The organism is Terrisporobacter othiniensis (assembly GCF_000808015.1).
Taxonomy (GTDB): domain Bacteria; phylum Bacillota; class Clostridia; order Peptostreptococcales; family Peptostreptococcaceae; genus Terrisporobacter; species Terrisporobacter muris.
On sequence record NZ_JWHR01000037.1, the window covers coordinates 17,403 to 37,789 of the forward strand.

General features: G+C 27.3%; 17 protein-coding genes. 6 read left to right on the plus strand and 11 right to left on the minus strand.

The window, feature by feature from the left end:
• Window positions 1–39: 39 nt before the first annotated feature.
• A complete protein-coding gene (locus QX51_RS03005; RefSeq protein WP_039678434.1) occupies window positions 40–387 on the minus strand; it encodes a hypothetical protein in 348 nt (115 codons plus the stop codon).
• A gap of 247 nt (window positions 388–634) precedes the next feature.
• Here QX51_RS03005 and QX51_RS03010 point away from each other — a divergent pair, with 247 nt between their 5' ends.
• Complete coding sequence (locus QX51_RS03010; protein WP_039678435.1) at window positions 635–2,410, plus strand: peroxiredoxin; 1,776 nt, start codon at window positions 635–637, stop codon at window positions 2,408–2,410.
• Window positions 2,411–2,628: 218 nt separating this feature from the next.
• Entirely contained in the window at window positions 2,629–3,327 is a 699-nt protein-coding gene (locus QX51_RS03015; protein ID WP_039678436.1) for a hypothetical protein, read from the plus strand.
• 129 nt (window positions 3,328–3,456) lie between these two features.
• Here QX51_RS03015 and QX51_RS03020 read toward each other — a convergent pair whose 3' ends face one another.
• From QX51_RS03020 to QX51_RS21130, 3 genes are all read right to left on the minus strand, one after another.
• Window positions 3,457–5,037, minus strand: a complete 1,581-nt coding sequence (locus QX51_RS03020) for an AbgT family transporter (RefSeq protein ID WP_139045070.1) — start codon at window positions 5,035–5,037, stop codon at window positions 3,457–3,459.
• Window positions 5,038–5,315: 278 nt separating this feature from the next.
• On the minus strand, window positions 5,316–8,024 hold the full coding sequence (locus QX51_RS03025) for an ATP-dependent DNA helicase (protein WP_242842685.1): 2,709 nt from the start codon (window positions 8,022–8,024) through the stop codon (window positions 5,316–5,318).
• 183 nt (window positions 8,025–8,207) lie between these two features.
• Window positions 8,208–8,384, minus strand: coding sequence for an exonuclease domain-containing protein (locus QX51_RS21130; RefSeq protein WP_242842686.1), 177 nt, complete (start codon window positions 8,382–8,384; stop codon window positions 8,208–8,210).
• 153 nt (window positions 8,385–8,537) lie between these two features.
• Between QX51_RS21130 and pdaA the strand changes: the two genes are divergently transcribed.
• Entirely contained in the window at window positions 8,538–9,362 is an 825-nt protein-coding gene (gene pdaA / locus QX51_RS03030) for a delta-lactam-biosynthetic de-N-acetylase (RefSeq protein ID WP_039678437.1), read from the plus strand.
• Between the two features lie 71 nt (window positions 9,363–9,433).
• Here pdaA and QX51_RS03035 read toward each other — a convergent pair whose 3' ends face one another.
• Window positions 9,434–9,937, minus strand: a complete 504-nt coding sequence (locus QX51_RS03035; RefSeq protein ID WP_039678438.1) for a hypothetical protein — start codon at window positions 9,935–9,937, stop codon at window positions 9,434–9,436.
• A 191-nt stretch (window positions 9,938–10,128) separates the two neighbouring features.
• Here QX51_RS03035 and QX51_RS03040 point away from each other — a divergent pair, with 191 nt between their 5' ends.
• Window positions 10,129–11,514, plus strand: a complete 1,386-nt coding sequence (locus tag QX51_RS03040) for a CehA/McbA family metallohydrolase domain-containing protein (RefSeq protein WP_039678439.1) — start codon at window positions 10,129–10,131, stop codon at window positions 11,512–11,514.
• Window positions 11,515–11,602: 88 nt separating this feature from the next.
• On the opposite strand, the gene QX51_RS03045 is transcribed toward QX51_RS03040, so the two are convergent.
• Entirely contained in the window at window positions 11,603–12,412 is an 810-nt protein-coding gene (locus QX51_RS03045) for a MerR family transcriptional regulator (protein WP_039678440.1), read from the minus strand.
• A 141-nt stretch (window positions 12,413–12,553) separates the two neighbouring features.
• Here QX51_RS03045 and QX51_RS03050 point away from each other — a divergent pair, with 141 nt between their 5' ends.
• Entirely contained in the window at window positions 12,554–13,918 is a 1,365-nt protein-coding gene (locus QX51_RS03050) for an MATE family efflux transporter (protein WP_079764823.1), read from the plus strand.
• A 61-nt stretch (window positions 13,919–13,979) separates the two neighbouring features.
• Here the strand turns inward: QX51_RS03050 and QX51_RS03055 are convergent, their stop codons facing one another.
• The 4 genes from QX51_RS03055 to QX51_RS03070 form a co-directional block, all read right to left on the minus strand.
• A complete protein-coding gene (locus tag QX51_RS03055) occupies window positions 13,980–14,171 on the minus strand; it encodes a ferredoxin (protein ID WP_039678442.1) in 192 nt (63 codons plus the stop codon).
• 36 nt (window positions 14,172–14,207) lie between these two features.
• Window positions 14,208–14,399 (minus strand): ferredoxin, encoded by a 192-nt coding sequence (locus QX51_RS03060; RefSeq protein ID WP_039678443.1) that lies wholly within the window; start codon window positions 14,397–14,399, stop codon window positions 14,208–14,210.
• Window positions 14,400–14,473: 74 nt separating this feature from the next.
• Window positions 14,474–16,069, minus strand: coding sequence for a CTP synthase (locus tag QX51_RS03065; RefSeq protein WP_039678444.1), 1,596 nt, complete (start codon window positions 16,067–16,069; stop codon window positions 14,474–14,476).
• 26 nt (window positions 16,070–16,095) lie between these two features.
• A complete protein-coding gene (locus QX51_RS03070; RefSeq protein ID WP_039678445.1) occupies window positions 16,096–16,665 on the minus strand; it encodes an ANTAR domain-containing response regulator in 570 nt (189 codons plus the stop codon).
• Between the two features lie 488 nt (window positions 16,666–17,153).
• Between QX51_RS03070 and QX51_RS03075 the strand changes: the two genes are divergently transcribed.
• Window positions 17,154–19,244, plus strand: a complete 2,091-nt coding sequence (locus tag QX51_RS03075; RefSeq protein ID WP_039678446.1) for a glutamine synthetase III family protein — start codon at window positions 17,154–17,156, stop codon at window positions 19,242–19,244.
• 204 nt (window positions 19,245–19,448) lie between these two features.
• On the opposite strand, the gene QX51_RS03080 is transcribed toward QX51_RS03075, so the two are convergent.
• The coding region (locus QX51_RS03080) for a hypothetical protein (protein WP_207641677.1) at window positions 19,449–20,387 on the minus strand (939 nt) is incomplete at its 5' end.

Below are 20,387 nucleotides of genomic sequence, written 5' to 3' on the forward strand. Positions count from 1 at the left end.
TTATTAAAAATAAATTGCGGTTTACTAAAAGTCCCTTGACTATGATATTCTTTTTCTCTTTCTATGAATAGCTCTTTGTGTTTTTCTATCAGTTTTAGCAGGAACAGTTTTCTTAGAGGCTTTAACAGGTTTTGCAATGATTTGTTCCCATTTTAACGCACATAATATAAGCGATGCTGCTACTGTAACTAATGCAGCTAATATTATGTAATAGCTAAACCTTATATTTACACCTAATATTGCATTTATTATTACTAACATTAATATTACAGGACAACAAACAACTGCTGACTGTACTGTAATTTTTAATATTCTCTCCACTATTTTTTTTATGTGGTTAAACATATTTATGCATTTTCCTATTAACCTCTTTAATGTTTTTTTCATGCCCCTCACCTCAACTTTGTATACAATTTTATAAAAAATACATTATATTTATAATAATAACAAAGTTATACAATAATGGCAATGTTTATAAAATATATTGTAGAAAAAAAAGTTATTTTATAATCTTATATAAGCTAATTATTAGAAATATAATCTTATAATAGTAAATAGATTAAATTAGTAACATTAAATCTTAATAATTAATAAAATAAATAGATATATAATTCTTTTTAACGAGGTGATTTTTATGACATGTCTTCCAAACTTAGGAGAAAAAGCCCCTAATTTCAAGGCCAATACCACTTTTGGATCAATAGAACTTTCTGATTATGCTGGTAAATGGGTAGTACTTTTCTCTCATCCAGGAGATTTTACTCCTGTATGTACTACTGAATTTATAGCTTTTACAAACTTAGCTCCAGAATTTGATAAAAGAAATACTAAATTGTTAGGACTTAGTGTTGATAGCAATGCTTCTCATTTAGCATGGGTATATAATATTTTACAAATTACAGGAATAACTATACCTTTCCCAATTATTGAAGATCGAGATATGAAAATAGCAAAACAATATGGCATGATTTCAGATTCAATGAGTTCTACATCAACTGTAAGAACTGTTTTTATCATAGATGATAAACAAGTTCTAAGAACTATACTTTATTATCCGCTTACTACTGGAAGAAATATTCCTGAAATACTTAGAATAGTGGATGCTTTGCAAACTGCTGATAAATGTAAGGTGGTTACACCAGCAAACTGGCTACCAGGCACACCTGTATTACTTCCACCACCTAAAACTTTTAAAGAACTACAAGAAAGAGTTGAAAACTGCAATAAAGAATACAAATGCTTAGATTGGTATATCTGTTTTATAGAAGATGAATGCAATAAATGCAAAAAAAGAATAAAATCTTCAAAAAAAGCAATTGAAAAAAACTCTCAATTAATGAGACCTCCAATAGATAAAGAGTTACAGCCTAGTACAAATCCTAAATGTCCTGATTTGTCACCTATAGTCGGCGAGTATGTTCTTGGTAATCCTAGAAATATAGACCCTAATTTTTTAGATTTTGTAATTTATGCTTTTGTAGAAATCAGTTCTAATGGTGAATTAGTTGTACCTGCTCCTGCTTATCTAAGATCCTTAGTAAGATTAAGAGAGACAAATCCAGACCTACAAGTAATAGCTGCTATTGGGGGATGGGCAGCTGACGGCTTCTCTGATGCAGCATCCACACCAGCATCTAGATATGCTTTTGCTAGAAATGTACAAAACCTAGTAAACGAGTACAGACTAGATGGAATAGATATTGACTGGGAATATCCTGGAAGTAGTGCTTCTGGAATTAAATCAAGACCAGAAGATAGAGAAAACTTTACACTTTTATTGACTGCCCTAAGAGATGTTCTTGGTCCTGAAACTTGGATAAGTGTTGCTGGAACTGGAGATTCTGCATATATTAATAGAAGTGCGGAAATAAATAAGATTGCTCCACTTATAACTCATTTTAACCTAATGAGCTATGACTTTACTGCTGGAGAAACAGGTGAACGCGGTCAGCGTCATCAGGCCAATTTATTTGACTCAGATTTATCACTTCCAGGCTATAGTGTAGATAGCATGGTGGATAATTTAATTGATGCTGGAATGCCATCAGAAAAAATCCTTCTTGGAGTTCCTTTTTATGGACGACTTGGAGCTGCTATAACTAGATCTTATGACGAACTTAGAAAATCTTATATTAATAAAAATGGGTATCAATATAACTTTGATGATCAAGCTAAGGTACCTTATTTAGTCAAGGATGGTGAATTTGCCATGTCTTTTGATAACGAAGTTTCCACATTTTTAAAAGCTCAATACGCACTTCAAAATTGTCTTGGTGGTATATTCTCTTGGCAATCAACATTTGATCAAGCTAATATTCTAGCAAGAGCAATGTATGAATCAATTAATAATCCAGTAGTATATGAAACCGAATTACAAGATACTTTTGGTCAGCTTCCTACTTTAGAATAAAATAACTTTTATTTTAAAAGGGTATATCGCACTAAAAAAGTAGTGCGATATATCATTTTTATTATTTAACCCTTATTAAAGTTGTAAAATAGCAAAACCCTTAGTTTATATATGATAACTAAAAATGAGTAGAAAATTATTTTAAATTAATAATATGCAAAGTATATTTTTCCAAGTAAAAATAGATAATATTTGTATAAACATTTAGGAGATGTCAAATGAAGAAAAAATTTATAATTGCATTTTTGTTATTTAACTCTTTGCTATCTTGTAGCTGTGAAATAAATAACCTAAATAATACTAATAACCCAGCAAAACTAACTACTTCTGATATAAAACAGTTAGTAGGTGTTACTTACGATGATGTTGAAAAAATTTATGGTTCACCAGAAAAATCCACTTACTATATAAACTTGAATGACTTATCTCGTATCAATAAAAACTATGTTAGTCTTAGAGATTTTAATCATCATTCTATTATAAAAACTTATTATAATAGAAATAATGATGATTCCCATATTATACTTTGGTATAAGAATAATATAGTTATAAAAGCTTCATTTAGTGAAAGCGATCTAATTAGTGAAGATTATTTTGATATGGATACTAATAATATTGATATTAGATTAGATTACAATAAAAATGATTCTAACTTAAACAAAAACTTTGCTGTAGATAAGTATAGAAATTTTATAGGTTGCAATATTAAACAATTCAATAATAAATATGATTTACTATGCCCTAAAATAACAGTTAATTTATTAAATAAAAATAAAATACTTTATTTTTATGATATTAAAAATAAAGATCTAAATAGTAATACTTTATTTTTAATTTGTGATAATAACATAATCACCGAAATTAGCATAGTTAAATCTTCTAGAATATGTGAAACTATTATAAATTATATAAATTAAAAGTTTTCTTACTATAAAGCAATTTAATTAACTCAATTAGCTTTTATACTTTATTCAAAAACTATATAAAATCTAAAGGTCTTATAATAATAAAAAAGTACATGAATAATTCATGTACTTTTTGTTTAATTATATTGTAATTGGAGCTCCAGGTCCTAATGGTAATCCTGTAATCATCCATATTGCAAGTAAAAGTATCCATCCTATTAAGAATATTGCTGAATATGGAACCATTGTTGAAATTATAGTTCCTATACCTGCTTTTTTATCATATTTTTGTGCAAATACAACTATCATAGCAAAGTATGCCATAAGTGGAGATATTATATTAGTTGTTGAATCTCCTATTCTGTATGCAACTTGAGTAAGCTCTGGTGATATACCAACCTTCATAAACATTGGCAAGAATACTGGTGCAAGTATTGCCCATTTTGCTGAAGCTGATCCCATAAATAGGTTTATAAATCCAGTAAATAAAACAAATAATATCATTAATACTGTAGAATTAACATTTAAAGTTTCTAAAAGAGCTGCTCCTTTTAAAGCTAATATAGTACCTAAGTTAGTATATGAGAAGTAACTTACAAATTGTGCTGCTACAAAAGATAGTGCTATATATCCACCCATAGATTTCATAGCGTTTTCTAATTCACGACAAACATCTTTTTCATTATTAAATACTCCAGCAACTTTACCAAATACTAATGATGGCACTAAAAATATAATCGTTAATATTGGCACAAACCCATTCATTAATGGTGAATGATCTATTATACTTCCAGTCTCCGCATTTCTAAGTATACCATTTTCTGGTACAGTTAAAGCTACTACTATTCCAACTAACACTAAAAATGATATATTAGCATATTTTAATGCTTTCTTTTCTTTATCACTTAAGTTCCCTAAAGAATCATCATTTTTTACGTCTTTTTCTAATGAAGATTTAGATAATCTTGGCTCAACTATTTTATCAGTTACAAACCACCCAAGTATTGTGATTAAGAATGTAGATACAAACATGAAGAATAAGTTAGCTGTAGGTGCTACTACGTAATTTGGATCTATCATTTTTGCTGCTTCTGTTGAAAGTCCTGCAAGCATTGGATCTATTGTTCCAACTATTAAGTTCGCACTAAACCCTCCAGATACCCCTGCAAATCCTGCTGCAAGACCAGCTAATGGGTGTCTACCAAATGACATAAATATTAAAGCTCCCAGCGGAACTAATACAACATATCCTGCATCTGAAGCTATATTTGACATAACTCCAAGGAAAACAACCATAGGCGTAACAAGCATAGCTGGTGTTATTTGAACTGTTCTCTTAAGAAGCGCTGATATATATCCACTTCCCTCTGCTACTCCTATTCCAAACATGGCAACAAGAACCATTCCAAGTGGTGCAAAAGTAACAAAATTATTAACTGCATTCTCTAGCATATAGACTATACCTTCTCTTGAAAGTAAGTTTACAGCAGTAATCGTTTGCTGAGAAATTGTGTTAGTAGTTCTGTCTATTAATTCCCCCGTCGCTGAAACTCCCATTATAGAGCATATAGCAGATATAATCATTATTGCCACACAGAAAAGTCCAAATAATGTTATTGGATGAGGTAACTTATTTCCAACTCTTTCAATCATATCAAGGTTTCTTTGGAAAAAGCTTTTCTTTTCTTTTTTCAATTGTGTATTACTTGTAATTGTACTCATAATATATTCCTCCTTTATTTTTAAGTTTGATTTATTTTATATTAATTTGTACTTTTATGTCAAATTTTGCACTTTTATTTTATTTTAATCTTTAAATTTATTTGAATATTCAGTATAATTTAGTCATAAATATATTTTTTTATTAAAATAAAAAATAACCCAACGAAAACATAGTATTTTCAATGGGTTTATTTATATATATACATTAATATTCATTAAATAACTTACTAATAATGCATTATTTCTATTTAGCTATATTAATTTTTTTAATATAAATCCTATTTTTTATCAATCTTTTCTTTATTTATTAAATATTTTAAGTCAAAATACTTTAATAAATAATTTTTTTCATCTTTTATTTTAATCTTAGCATTTATAGATCTGTTATCTATTTCTTCATTAATATATTCTTCAATTTCTATTTTATTTTTCATATGTTTAATCATCTTATTGTCAATAATATCATTTATTAAGTCTCTTATTACTTCTTTTCTACAAGAAGTTAAATGATTATTCACAACATAAGGAAGACTTAAGTATGTGGTATTTATTATATCACAATGATGTAAATCCTTTTTTAGTCTGTATAAATTTTCTTTTCTTCCCATATCAAATATAAGAAAACACCCATAGTCATATTTACTTCTAAGTATTCTTCCCATAGCTTGTTTTAACTTAATTATCATTTGAGGCTGATTAACATCATAATATGTTTTATTAAATTTCTTCATTATTGTTGAGTAAAGAGGGTCTTTTGGATTTAAATTAGGAATTTTGTCCAAAGTTACACAAGTTAATCCATCGCCCGGTACATCGACTCCTTCAAAACAACCTTTTGAGCCTAAAATAACACATTTTTTATTAAAATCTTTTAATAATTTTATATATTTTTTATTCATATAAATTTCTATATTTTTTTCATGAAGAAGTTCTTTTAAAACCTCATAGGTTTTCTCTTGTCTATCTTTTGAGTTAAATAAAGCTAACATATGTCCACTAGTACAAGGAGATAACTCTCCTATTACTCTACTCATATCTTCTATAAATTCTTTGTTTTTGTAAGAAGATATATCATCTAAAGTGATAATCTTTATTCTTTTTTTATAATCAAATAAAGGTTCAATTATTTTTTCTTTATGAATAAACCTATCTATACCTAAAGTATTAACAAAATATCTCATATTATTATTCACTGTCAAAGTGGCCGATAAAAATATCCCCGAATTTAAAGATGATAATATTTTTTCTTCAAATAAATCAGCTATATTTAAAGGAACAACTTGGAATAAAAAGTTATCAAAATCCTTGTGTAGCGTAACAATTCTAGCATACAAATCAGCTTCATTATATTCTAAAAATACTTCTATTGTATTTTTTAAAGATTCTAAATCTTTTACTTTACTCTCTCCTTGCTTATAAGTATCATTTTCCTTGTCTAAGTTGTCATCATCCATTTGTCTATCTAAAACATATAGTATAGATTTTAAATTAGAGAGAATTTTATCTAAAGAAGTTTTTATACAATCACCATATTTTTTATAACTTACATCTATAATCCTTTTATCTTTATATAAAGATCCTGCTTTTTCATCACTTTGAAGATTAATCTCCCAGCTTAAATTGTAATTTGAAAATTTTAAGTAATTATTTATTTTTCCATATTCTAAAATATATTCTGCCTCTTCAATTATAAGATTAATTTCCCTACTTATTTTAGACTTATTGTTAGCTTCCATTTTTATATAATTATAAAATCTATCAAAAGGTTTAACAGACTTTTTTTTTCTAGATGTATAAGCGAAAGGACTACTATGAATTAACTCAAAAGGATAAATTTCTTGTAAAAAATATTTTAAACTTCTATATTCTATTTCAGAAGAAAAAAACTCGTATCCCTTCTCTACCAAGTTATGAGCTTCATCTACTATTAAATTTTCTATAGGTTTTTCATCTTTGTAAGGCCATCTTGCAAGAAGAGAATGATTTACTACTGTTATGTCTTCTTCTTTCAGCTCCTCTACTCTTTTTTTATATAAACATTCTTTGTAACATTTCTTAGGTTTACAAAGGTTCGGATCACAAGAAACATGTCTTAAGTGAGTTATTATATCTGTGAAATTATTTAAAATCCAATAATTAATTTCTTCTATATCTCCATATATTCCTTCATTAACAAGTCTTTCTAATATAATTAGAGATAATATTTCACCAGAGGTGCATTTATTATTTTCATATTCATTTATATATTTTTCTAATTTTTCCACACAAATATAATTGCTCTTACCCTTTATATACCCAAAGGAAACTTTTTCTTCTAATCCTAATGATTTTAGTACATTAGGAATATCTTTCTTTATAAGTTGAGTTTGTAATTCTTTTGTATCAGTCGAAATAATTATTCTTTTATGATTTAAATAACTTTCCATTATACTTGGTAGTAGATATCCAACACTTTTTCCTATTCCTGTTGGCGCTTCAATACAAGCAATATTTTCTGCCCTAGTGTTCATAGTTTCTCTTATAGTTTTACTTAAGTCAAATTGTCCAGGTCTAAATTCATAATTAAAACCTTTCTTACTTTGCCAAATTTCACTCTTCTTCAATAAATATTCGTAAGAGAATCTATTATCTATAAGAGTGTTTTTTAGATCCTTTTTATTTTCATTAAGAGTTTCATCATCTTCATATATTACATCTATGTTTTCTAAATTATAATTTCCTTCATCAATAATTTCACTCCAAGCCCATTTATTTAATCCAAACCTATTTAGAGTTGAATTTATCTTAAAAGTTAAATTTTCCAGAGTCATAGCTTTACTTTCTTCATATTTTAATCTTAAAAGTAAAGCATTAACAACTTTTATAGTATCTATCACATCCTCTAATGCCCTATGTTTTTCATTAGATAAATCTTTAGTTAAAGTATTTTTTAAATACTCTAGATTATATTCTTTATGATATGGCTCTAATATAACAGCAAGTTCCATAGAGTCTAAAATTTCATTTTTTATTTCAGGTGTATAATATTCTAAAAACTTTTTCTCAAATCCACCATTATGGCAAATTATTTTTTTATCACCTAAAAATTCTTTTAATTTTATTTTTATATCTGATAATTGAGGAGCATTTTTTAAATCCTCTTTATTTAAATCAGTACAAAGCGAAAAAATTCAAAGAGGTACTTCTTTTTTATTTTTTACTAAAGTATGAAAAGAAGTTATTTTATTATTTTCAATTTTAATAGCACCTATTTCTAGTATTTCAGCTGTAAAAGGATTTAGTCCACTAGTTTCTAAATCAAGAAAAACTATATCTTGTACTATACTTTTAATTTCATTTATATTCATGACTCATCCTTTCATAGTTTATTAAAGAATTTTTTTACTTAACCTTATTATATTACCACTAAATTAATTTAATTTAATGATAAATTTATTATATTCCTTTTGGTAATAATATGTATAGCTAAATTTCAATAAAGCAGAAATGGAGGTTTAGATTTGAAAAAAAACAATATAAATAAATTGATAATTATAGGTGCATTTTTATTAGTTTTTGCATTTGTATTTATTAATGATAATTCAATATTCTCTAAAATAAAAACTCAAATTTATTCCAAAGATATAAGCACAGTGGAATATAACTGGTATTTCAACCCACGAGAAGATGGTAAGCAACCTTCTCCTATAAAAGAAGCTGATTTTTTTAGAAAATATAAGACTTATTACGTGGGTAGCCCTGATGAAAAAGTAATATACTTAACTTTCGACTCTGGCTATGAGAATGGGTTTACTAACCATATGCTAGATGTATTAAAAAAACATAATGCTCCAGGTAATTTCTTTGTAGTTGAAAGTTATATCAAAAACAATCCTGATATAATAAAAAGAATGGAAAAAGAAGGTCACTTAGTATGTAACCACTCTGTAAGTCATGTTTCCATGGCATCTATTCATGACAAAGAGAAGTTCAAAAAAGAAATTTTAGATGTGGCTAAGACTTATAAAGACGTAACAGGAAATGAAATGCCAAAATATTTTAGACCACCTATGGGAAAATTTAGCGAAGAATCATTAAAAATGACTAGTGATTTAGGTTATTCTTCAATCTTTTGGAGTTTTGCTTATGTTGATTGGTACAACAATCAACAGCCTACCCACGAGTTTGCTAAAAATAAAATATATTCTAGAACTCACCCAGGTGCCATAGTTTTACTTCATTCAAACTCAAAAACTAATAGCGAAATATTAGATGAAGTAATCACTCACTGGGAAGAGGAGGGCTATACTTTAAAATCTTTAGACCACTTAACTCATAAAAAATAGAAAATTTGCGTAGCTTAAACAAATACGTTACTCAAATAAAAGAGCTGTAAGGTTTTTACTTACAGCTTTTTCTATGCATCTACAAAAACTTCCTTACCATTGTAATTTCCTACCCAATAAGGTTTATATATACTACTAACTTCTAATAGTGTAATATTTTTTATAATCTGCTTATCCATGGAATTATGCTTGATTTTGTTATCAAAGTGATTTAAGATTTCATTTTTTACTTTTTCAATTATATAATCCTCTTTAATATTACATTTTTTTATACAACTCCTAGCAATATACCTTTTTACAGTCTGTGGATCACAATCGATTGACTTAGAGTGACCATTATAAGTATTGACCATCATAATTATGTTATGCCTATTATCATCACTCCTAAAATTATTCTTATTTTTTCTTTTACTTACAATTTCATATTTTAGTATTTTGTACTCTACATATTCTAAGTGTATATCTTCTACTTTTCTATTAAATTGATCAATTTTACTTATTAGTGGAGTTTTTCTAAATATATGTTTCATTGCATCTTTTTTTCTTACTTTTATCTCTATTGAATCTACTAACATCTTTTTCCTCCTTAATAAGAAGATGCATAATCTAAATTAAAAATCCTTCTATATTATATTAATAAATCTTGTCCTCTTATGTTTGTACAAATTAAATTAATACCTAAATATACTTAATTTTCCTTTGTTGAATAAAAAATAATTCTTTGTTAAAACTAAATTCGTCACACAAATGGATTTAGGAGGAAAATATGAAAAAAATAACTACTATTCTTCTAATATTTTTTATTTTTTTTACATGCTATATAGAAACAGCTGGAAATAATTATATTGAAAGTGATGTTAATGAAGATGCACCCATAACTATCGGTAATTTAGTTCCTAAAAGAGGTGAACAAAATATAATTTCCACTCCTGAAATTAAAATAGACTATAGCAGTAAATTCATTTTAAATGATTATAAACTTTACCTAAACTATAAAGATGTTACTAATAAAACTATTTCAACTTCCAAATATATCTATTATAAATGCGATAAAAAATTAAAAAGAGGGGTACAAGTTATAAAACTTGAAATTCTATCTGAAAATAATAAAACAGAGGAAGTAGAATGGTATTTTACTGTTGGTACACCTTTTTATAATAATTATAGAGGCATTTTTTTCAATAATACTAAAGAACTAAATATGCTAACTTCCTATGAAGATTTAAATAATTTATGTAAAAACAAAAAACATTTAGATTATATTTTTATCACAGAAAAAGTAAATAATAAAGAAAGCAATAAATCAGATGCTTATATAAACAGTAAAAAGTATAAAAAATTAATTGATTCTTGCAATAAATATACTAATAATAATGATTTTATCTCTATACCAGGCTTTGAATTAAGTACCAAGTTAAAAAGTGAAAAAAATAAAACTAGCATTAATACTTTCAACTGTGAAAATCCATTTTTATTTAAAGACAATATAGAGCTTGAATTATTTTATAAAAAATTATTTTACTATGAAGATGATTTAATTTGTCAATTTAAGGATAATGATAACTTAAACAGTATTGATTATTTTAAATATTCACCATATGGAGATAATATTATCTCTTTACTTGAATTAAAAAAAGAAAAAAATGCTAAAGGGAATAGGAATGAATTAAATTTGGATACATATAAAGAAGCTTTAGATAATGGTTGGCATATAGGTCCTATGGCTTGTGAATATAATGAGTACCCTCTTGATAATATTGAAAACAATATTAGAACGACAATACTTTGCGAAGACTTAAGCAAAAGTAAGATTATAGACGCTATAAAAAATAGAAGGATGTATGTTAGTGAGGATAATAACATAGACGTGTATTATTCATTAAATAAAATGCCTATGGGGAGCATAATAAAATCTCCTTCCTATGTTAGAATTATCGTAAGTTCCATTAATAATGATGAATTGGATAAAATAAAAAAAATAGAAATCTTTAGCAACAATAATGAAGTAATCTACAAACAAGATTTTGATTCAAATTATGCAAAAGTTGATTTTACTTTAAAACCTCCAATAAAGAATACCTATTATTTCGCAGTAATAACAGAAGAAAGCAACAAAAAATCCGTAACATCTCCTATTTGGATTGAACCTTAAAATTTACTTCCTTTAAGCTACTGAGTGTCATAAATATCCAAAATACTTTTACTTCAATTATAAAAAGAGAGGAAAATTCCTCTCTTTTTTAACATTTAATAGGTATTTGGATTTCTGTGATAAACTCATCTTTATTTTCCGTTTCATGTATGTCTATCTTATAAATTTCCATAGGATTACCTGTTATTATTAATTTGTTTTCATTAATAAAGTCAAACATATGCTGTATATGTTCTTTGTTGTTTACATAATCACCACTATAAGTTAAAGTTACATAATAACCTTCTTCAAATACTATATTATAGTCTTTGGCATTATCTTTTAATAAGCAAAATACGGCTTCAAAATCCGTTGTTATTCCCTTTTCAATAGAATTCATATTAAATAAAGATCCTACATTATTATTTCCTAGTATACCAAATTTATTATTATGATCCTTTTGAAGTTTTTGTATTAATAAATCAAAATCTTCATCTCTTTTAATTTGACCATTTAGTATTAACCCTTTTCGTTTTTTTAAATAAGATAATTCTATATTATTTAGATTTGAATTTTTTGCAGTATTTTCTATAGATTCCATTCTTTTTCTCATATTTTCTTTTTGTTTTAATAATTTTAGTATTTGATCATCTAATAAAGTTATTCCGTTCTCAAGTAATTTATTAGTAGAATTCAAGTCTCTATTTTCTAAATACTCCTTAATCATCTTAAAAGAGAAGCCTAAACTTTTTAATTCTTTTATTAAATTCAGTCTCCAAATATCAGAAACACTGTAAAGCCTATACCCATTGTCATCTCTAGTAGGTTTAATTATGCCTAACTTCTCATAATACATAAGCGAATCTCTACTCATGTCATACATTTCAGATATTTCTCCAATTTTGTAATAATCTTTCATTTTCGCTCCTTTTTTAATACATACTGAAATATATTATTCCACAAAGAAAAAATTTTTTCAATAAATTTAAAAATATTTACTGATTTTTATTGACCTTGGTATAGTACCAAGGCTTAAGATATAGATATAAGGAGTGATAAAATGTCAAAAAGTTTATTCAAACAATTTCTAAGGTATTTAGGACCTTCTGTTGTTGCCATGTGGGTTTTCTCACTATATACAATAGTTGATGGGATATTTGTTAGTAAAGGTGTTGGAGAATTAGCTCTAGCTTCAGTAAATATTTCTATGCCTTTTATTAATTTTGTATTTGCTATATCTGTATTATTTTCCACAGGTGCATCTACAGTTATAGCCATGTATCTTGGAAAAAAAGATTTAGAAAATGCAAATGAAGCTTTTTCACTTAATTTATTTACTATTACAATTCTTGCAATCATAATTACTGTTACATCGATCTTAGGACTTGATTATCTTGCTAAAGTCTTGGGTGCAACTCCAGATACTATAGGTTATGTTAAAGATTACTTATTTATAGTATCATTATTTAACATATTCTTTATCGTTTCTTATTCTTTAGAAGTAATAGTAAAAGCTGATGGTTTCCCGTTCTTAGCAACTATTGGTGTAGTAATTTCAGCTATAACAAATATAGTTCTAGATTATATTTTTGTTATAAAACTTGGATATGGTATAAAAGGTGCGGCAGTTGCCACTGGTATAGCTCAAGTACTTTCAACTGTATTTTTCTTAAGCCATTTTTTAAGAAAGAAATCTACTTTAAGATTTGTTAAATTCAAGTTCAGTTTTAATACAATCAAAAGAATAATTTCTTTAGGATTCCCTGATTGTACTTCAGAATTAAGTGTGGGAATAGTTACAATTTTATTTAATCAAACATTACTACGATTAATAGGTCAAGATGCATTAATATCTTATAGTGTAATTTGTTATGTCAATACTCTTATATTAATGACAATGATTGGAATAACTCAAGGTGCTCAACCTTTAATTAGTTTCTACTTTGGTGCAGGAGAAATTGACAAAGTAAATCATTTATTAAAAATGGGACTTAAAACTGTATTAATAACTTCAGTTGTAGTATTTATATCATCAATTTTATTTGCTGGTAATATTACTGGATTATTTATAAATCCACAAGAAACTCAGCTATTTAATAATACTATTTCTGTGTTTAAATTATATTCAATTTCTTTCTTATTCGTAGGATTTAACTTGATTATTTCTGGATTCTTTGTTTCTATAGAACAACCATTATATTCTTCTATAATTTCTCTTGGAAGAAGTTTAGTATTAGTCACAATAAGTTTATTTTTATTAACTAAGCTATTTGGTGGTGATGCTATTTGGATTACTACAGCAGTATCTGAATTTGTTTGTTTAGTTATTTCTTTATCATTATTGTTTACGTTTTTTAAAAAGAAAAAATTAAACTCTAAAAATGAATCCTCGTCTAAAATTATGAAAGATTCTATAATTTTATAAATCCTATACTCCAATATAGATAAAAAGGCATGTTATTAATTTTAATAACATGCCTTTTTATCTATTCTTTTACGTCAATAGCTGAAACTGGACATTCATCCCTAGATCTAATTGCACTATTTTTTTCGTCTAATGGTACATCTGCTGATATAGCAACTGCTTTTCCATCACTATCCATAGAGAAAACTTCCGGACATATTCCTACACAAGTTTCACATGCTATACAAGTATCTTTATTTACATAAGCTCTCATTGTATTTCCTTTCTTTGTAGCTCGTCATAAAAATAATTAGTCATCAATATCGATTGCGTCTACTGGACAACTATCACAAGCTTGTTTTGCATTTCCAAGTACATCTTCTGGTATATCTCCATTTATTGCGTGAGCTATCCCATCATCAGTCATATGAAAAACCTCAGGACATACTTCTGGGCATGTTCCACATCCTATACATAAATCATCATCAACGTAAGCTTTCATAATTATACCTCCATATTTTTCTATAATATGGTTTTATAATTCCCAATTTAATTTAATATATTACATATTTACAATTATTTCTTAACAGTAGCTTTTATAAAACTTTTGATTATTGGGTTTGCTCTATTAGGTCTACTTTTAAATTCTGGATGATATTGTACTCCTACGAAGAAATCATTATTAGGCACTTCAACGCCTTCTACTAGATTTTCATCTGGCGAAGTTCCTCCTATAACCATTCCTGAATTTATAAAATCTTTTCTGTATTTATTATTAAATTCATATCTATGACGATGTCTTTCACTTATGTTTAACTTACCATAAGATCTTTCCATCATAGTGCCCTCTTTAATTTTACAAGGGTAGGTACCTAGCCTCATTGTCCCTCCCAAAGGAATATTACCATATTGATCTATCATTAAATCTATAACTGGATATTTGGAGAATTTATCAAATTCTGTTGAAGTAGCATTATTAAACCCTAAAACATTCCTTGCAAATTCAATAACGGCAATTTGCATCCCAAGACATATTCCTAGGTAAGGTACATTATTAACTCTAGCATAGTTAGCCGCGCATATCATACCTTCAACCCCTCTATCTCCAAAACCTCCTGGTACTAAAATTCCATCACAGCATTTTAAAATTTCCTTTGCACTAGTATAAGTAACACTTTCAGCATCGATCCATTTTACATTTATATTAGCGCCATTTTCATAACCTGCATGAGATAATGCCTCCACTACTGATAAATAGGCATCATGTAACTTAATATATTTTCCTACAAGGGCAATAGTTACTGTTTTATTTATATTTTTTACTCTTTCAAGCATTTCTTTCCATTCACTCAAGTCACATTTATCATATTTAATATCCAGTTCCCTGCATACAATTTCACAAAATCCTTGTTCCTCTAACATTATCGGAACTTCATATAGTATATCTATGGTTTTATTTTCAATTACACAATCTTTTTTTACATTGCAAAATAGTGAGATTTTTTGTTTGATAGACTCATCAATAGGTTGTTCAGAGCGTGTTACTATTATATTAGGCATGATTCCAAGAGATTGAAGCTGCTTTACAGAGTGTTGAGTTGGTTTGGATTTGTGCTCCCCTGAGCTTTTAATATAAGGGACTAATGTTACGTGTATAAAGAGACAATTATTTCTTCCTACTTCTAGAGACACTTGTCTTATGGCTTCCATAAAGGGTTGACTTTCTATATCTCCTACAGTTCCACCTATTTCAGTAATTACCACATCTGCATTACTTTTTTGTCCCACGCTGTAGATAAAGTTTTTAATTTCGTTTGTTATATGAGGTATAACTTGGACAGTTTCGCCTAAGTAATCTCCTTTTCTTTCTTTATTTAGCACGTTCCAATATACTTTTCCTGTTGTTAAGTTAGAATACTTGTTTAAATTTTCATCAATAAATCTTTCGTAGTGACCTAAATCTAAGTCAGTTTCAGCACCATCCTCTGTTACAAAGACTTCTCCGTGTTGATAGGGACTCATAGTTCCTGGATCCACATTTATATATGGATCTAATTTTTGTGCTATAACCTTAAGTCCTCTTGCTTTAAGTAATCTTCCTAAAGAGGCAGCAGTTATCCCTTTTCCAAGACCTGATACTACTCCTCCTGTTACAAATATAAATTTAGTCATGTTATTATTCCCCCTCTACATATGTTTTAGTATTCATAAATTTTTAAAATATTTTTAGCAACTTCCACCTTTGTGATTCTTAAATCCATTGCTTGCTTTTCAATATATTTATGAGATTCTTCTTCACTCATTTTCAAATATTGAATCAAAGTCAATTTAGCCCTATCAATTAACCTTATATCATTTATTTTTTCCTTTAATTTTTCATTTTCATTTACAATAGGATTAAATTTCCTTCTACAAGTAATATAAGAATTAATTATATTAATGAGCATAAGCTTATTCAATGGTTTTTCAATTATGTAAATTCCTTTACTCTCTAAGTTATATATATTCTCTTGAGATGAATTATTTTTAACTATCAATATTATAGAAGTATTCGTGTTATCATTTATAAATAATGATAAATTTTCACCATAATCATCTCTCAAAGGCGAATTAATTATTATTAAATCAAAATTTATTTCTCTTATAATTTCTCTACATTTAAAACTATTTTCTACAGCTAAAACTTCATAGACTCCACTTTCCTTTACAATATTAGAAAGTAGCTCTTTACTTTTATTTGAGCTAGATACAATTAGAATTTTTTCCATAAGAATCACCCTTTAAATTTTAAATTAACCTATTTGAATTTTATTTAATATATTACAATAAAATGCAAGTTTATTATGATTAATTTCATTTTTTAAAAAATAAAAAAAGAGTCACCCATAAAAGAATGAAAGTACCCCCTGCTTCACATTCTTTTATAAATACTCTTACTTTCACATAAACTTAAAGCTATTTTTTATATTCATTTATGAATCATCATTTTATTTAGTAAAATTTTACATCTTATTAGAATGTCTGTCAAATCTTTTTTATTTTTCATAAATGCAATTTAATAATAAAAGTGCTTCTAAAAAATAATTCATTTTTCAAAATTCCAGTTGACATTTATGATAAAAGTTCATACAATAAATTCTATAATTATTAAACAGCAAAGGCGCTGTAGGTATTTTTACCTACTGCGCCTTTCTTTATTTTGAAATAGTTTTATGTCTTTATTCAATATTCTGATAATAAAAAAGGGGGAAATATTATGGAAAGACTATCTAAAACATTTGGGTGTTTAGTCTTCAATGACAATGTGATGAAAGAAAGATTGCCAAAGGATATATATTCAGTTTTAAAAAATACTATACATCAAGGTAAACCACTTGATATTAAAATTGCAAATGTAGTTGCAAATACTATGAAGGACTGGGCTATAGAAAATGGTGCCACTCATTTTACTCATTGGTTCCAACCAATGACAGGAATTACAGCTGAAAAGCATGATAGCTTTATCTCTCCAACTAGCGATGGAAATGTCATCATGGAATTTTCAGGTAAAGAATTAATTAAAGGAGAGCCTGATGGATCATCTTTCCCATCTGGTGGACTTCGAAGTACTTTTGAAGCAAGGGGATACACAGTGTGGGACCCAACATCTTATGCTTTTATAAGAGATACTACTTTATGTATACCAACTGCTTTTTGTTCTTATTCAGGTCAATCTCTAGACAAAAAAACACCTTTACTAAAATCCATGGAGGCCATTGATAAAACTGCAGTAAGATTATTAAATCTTATAGGTTATGATGATGTAACAAGAGTTATAACTACTGTTGGTCCAGAACAAGAATACTTCTTAATCGATAAAAGTCTTTATAAAAAAAGAATGGATTTAAAATTCTGTCAAAGAACCTTATTCGGAGCAAAACCTCCAAAAGGTCAAGAAATGGAAGATCATTACTTTGGTTCCATAAAACCTAGAGTTGCTGAATTTATGAAGGAACTAGATATGGAGCTTTGGAAACTTGGTGTTTTATCAAAAACTAAACATAATGAAGTTGCTCCATCTCAACATGAATTAGCTCCTATTTTCACACTAACTAATGTAGCTACAGATCACAACCAAATTACAATGGATTTAATGAAAAGAATTGCAGATAAGCATGGTCTTGTTTGCTTATTACATGAAAAACCTTTTGCAGGTGTAAACGGAAGTGGTAAACATAACAACTGGTCTCTGTCTACTAATAAAGGTAAAAATCTATTGGAGCCTGGTAAAAAACCATACGAGAATAAAACTTTCTTATTATTCTTATCTGCAATTATTAAAGCAGTTGATGAATACCAAGATTTACTTCGATTATCAGTAGCAAGTGCAGGAAATGATCATAGATTAGGTGGCAATGAAGCGCCTCCAGCTATAATCTCCATGTTCATAGGTTCTGATTTAAAGAAAATATTGAAATGTATTGAAAGTGATTTGCCTTATAGTGAAGATGTTTTAAGTAGAATGGATATAGATGTAGATGTTCTTCCATCTTTTATGAAAGATACAACAGATAGGAACCGTACTTCGCCTTTCGCTTTCACTGGTAATAAGTTTGAATTTAGAATGCTTGGTTCTACTTGTAATATTGCATGCCCTAATACTATTTTAAATACTATTGTTGCAAATAGTCTGTGTGAATATGCAGATATATTAGAAAAAAGCACTAATATAGATAATACTATTTTTAAAATAATTAAAGATACTATGAAAAAACATTCAAGAATAATATTTAATGGAAATAACTATGCAGAAGAATGGGTTATAGAAGCTGAAAGAAGAGGTCTTTCTAATTTTAAAACTGCCGTTGATGTTCTTCCTCATTATGTAGATGATAAAAACATTAAATTATTCGAAAAATTTAACGTTTATACAAAAGAAGAACTTCAATCAAGATGCGATATATTACTAGAAGAATATTCTAAAACTTTAAATATTGAAGCTTTAACAATGATAGATATGGCTAAAAAAGACATAATTCCATCAGTTTGTGCTTATTCTAAATCTTTAACTGATACTGCTTTAAATAAGAAATCCTTAAGCTCTGATATTGATTGTAGCTTAGAAATTTCTTTAGTAAAAAAACTTTCTTCTTTAAATGCTTGTTTAGATATTAAAATCGAAAAACTAGACACATCATTATTAGAAAGTAAAAATTACTCCGCCCCTAAAGAAAATGCCGAATTTTATAGAGACAATATTAAAGTACAAATGCAAGAACTTCGTACTATTGCAGACGAGTTAGAGACAATAGTTGGCAAGCAATTTTGGCCTTTCCCTACTTATGCAGACTTATTATTTAGTATATAATTAAAGTATTTTGCACAAAGACGTGTATACAAACCTTAAAATAGGTTTGGCTGCACACCTTATTTTTTATCAAATTTCAACAATATCTGTTTGTTAACATTCAGCTTACCCGATAAGTATAAGCAATTTTTTATAAAGACATAGCTCAAGTTTTAATCTCATAAAAAAGTCTCATTATAAATACTTCTAGTGAGACTTCCTTCTTTATATTTCAAACTCAATAACTTCTTCTGGTATTTTTACATATTTTGAAAATAATTCAATTTCTATAGTTGAATCAAAATCCTTAGGAACAGATTTTAATTCATCCGTATATTTAACATGTCCATTCACTCCTATTTCAGAGTTGAAATTCATAAACATTGCCATACTTTCTGAATACTTTGGAAAACTTTCCAAGTAGTCTTTACATAAAAACTTAAGTTGTACGTCATTTTCACTTTCATAGGAAATTGTTATTAAATCATTTCCTTCAGGACATTGGCTTCTTGTACATGAAATATATTGTTCTTTATATTCCTGTTTCGTATCTTCATCAAGACCATCTACCATATTATCTAATTCTTCATAAATTTCTTTCCAAATATCATATTTTTTTACTTCATCTAAATAAAAGAATTCCTCTTCATTATAATAAATTTTATTGTTTTTTTCTTTTTCCCCAATACTTATAGTAAAAGGGTATTCTATTAACTCTTCTTTAAGTTGTTCATCGACTGTAAGACTAATAGATATATTTTCTTTTTTATTTATTATTGGAAATTTTTCTTCTTCATTTTGATCAAACTTACCAAAATATATATTCCTTAAATCTACATCATCATATTCGTCAGATATTAGTCCCATTTCTATATAACGTTTTATGGCTAATCTATCTTCTGTATTATGATATTCCAATGATCCTATACAACCCCCTTGAAAACTTAATATATTCCCTTGCATATTCATTTCCTTAATAAATATATTTAAACTTCCATCATTATTAATAATACTTTCTTTTAGTTCTTCTCTATTTGTAATTTGCCTTTTTTCCTCCTCAAAGTCATCAGTCTTTTTTTCTTCAAAAACTCTATCACTTTTATATAAAACATAAAGCTTATTACATTCCTCTTCTTCCACAAAACTTAATAAAAGTACCTCCTT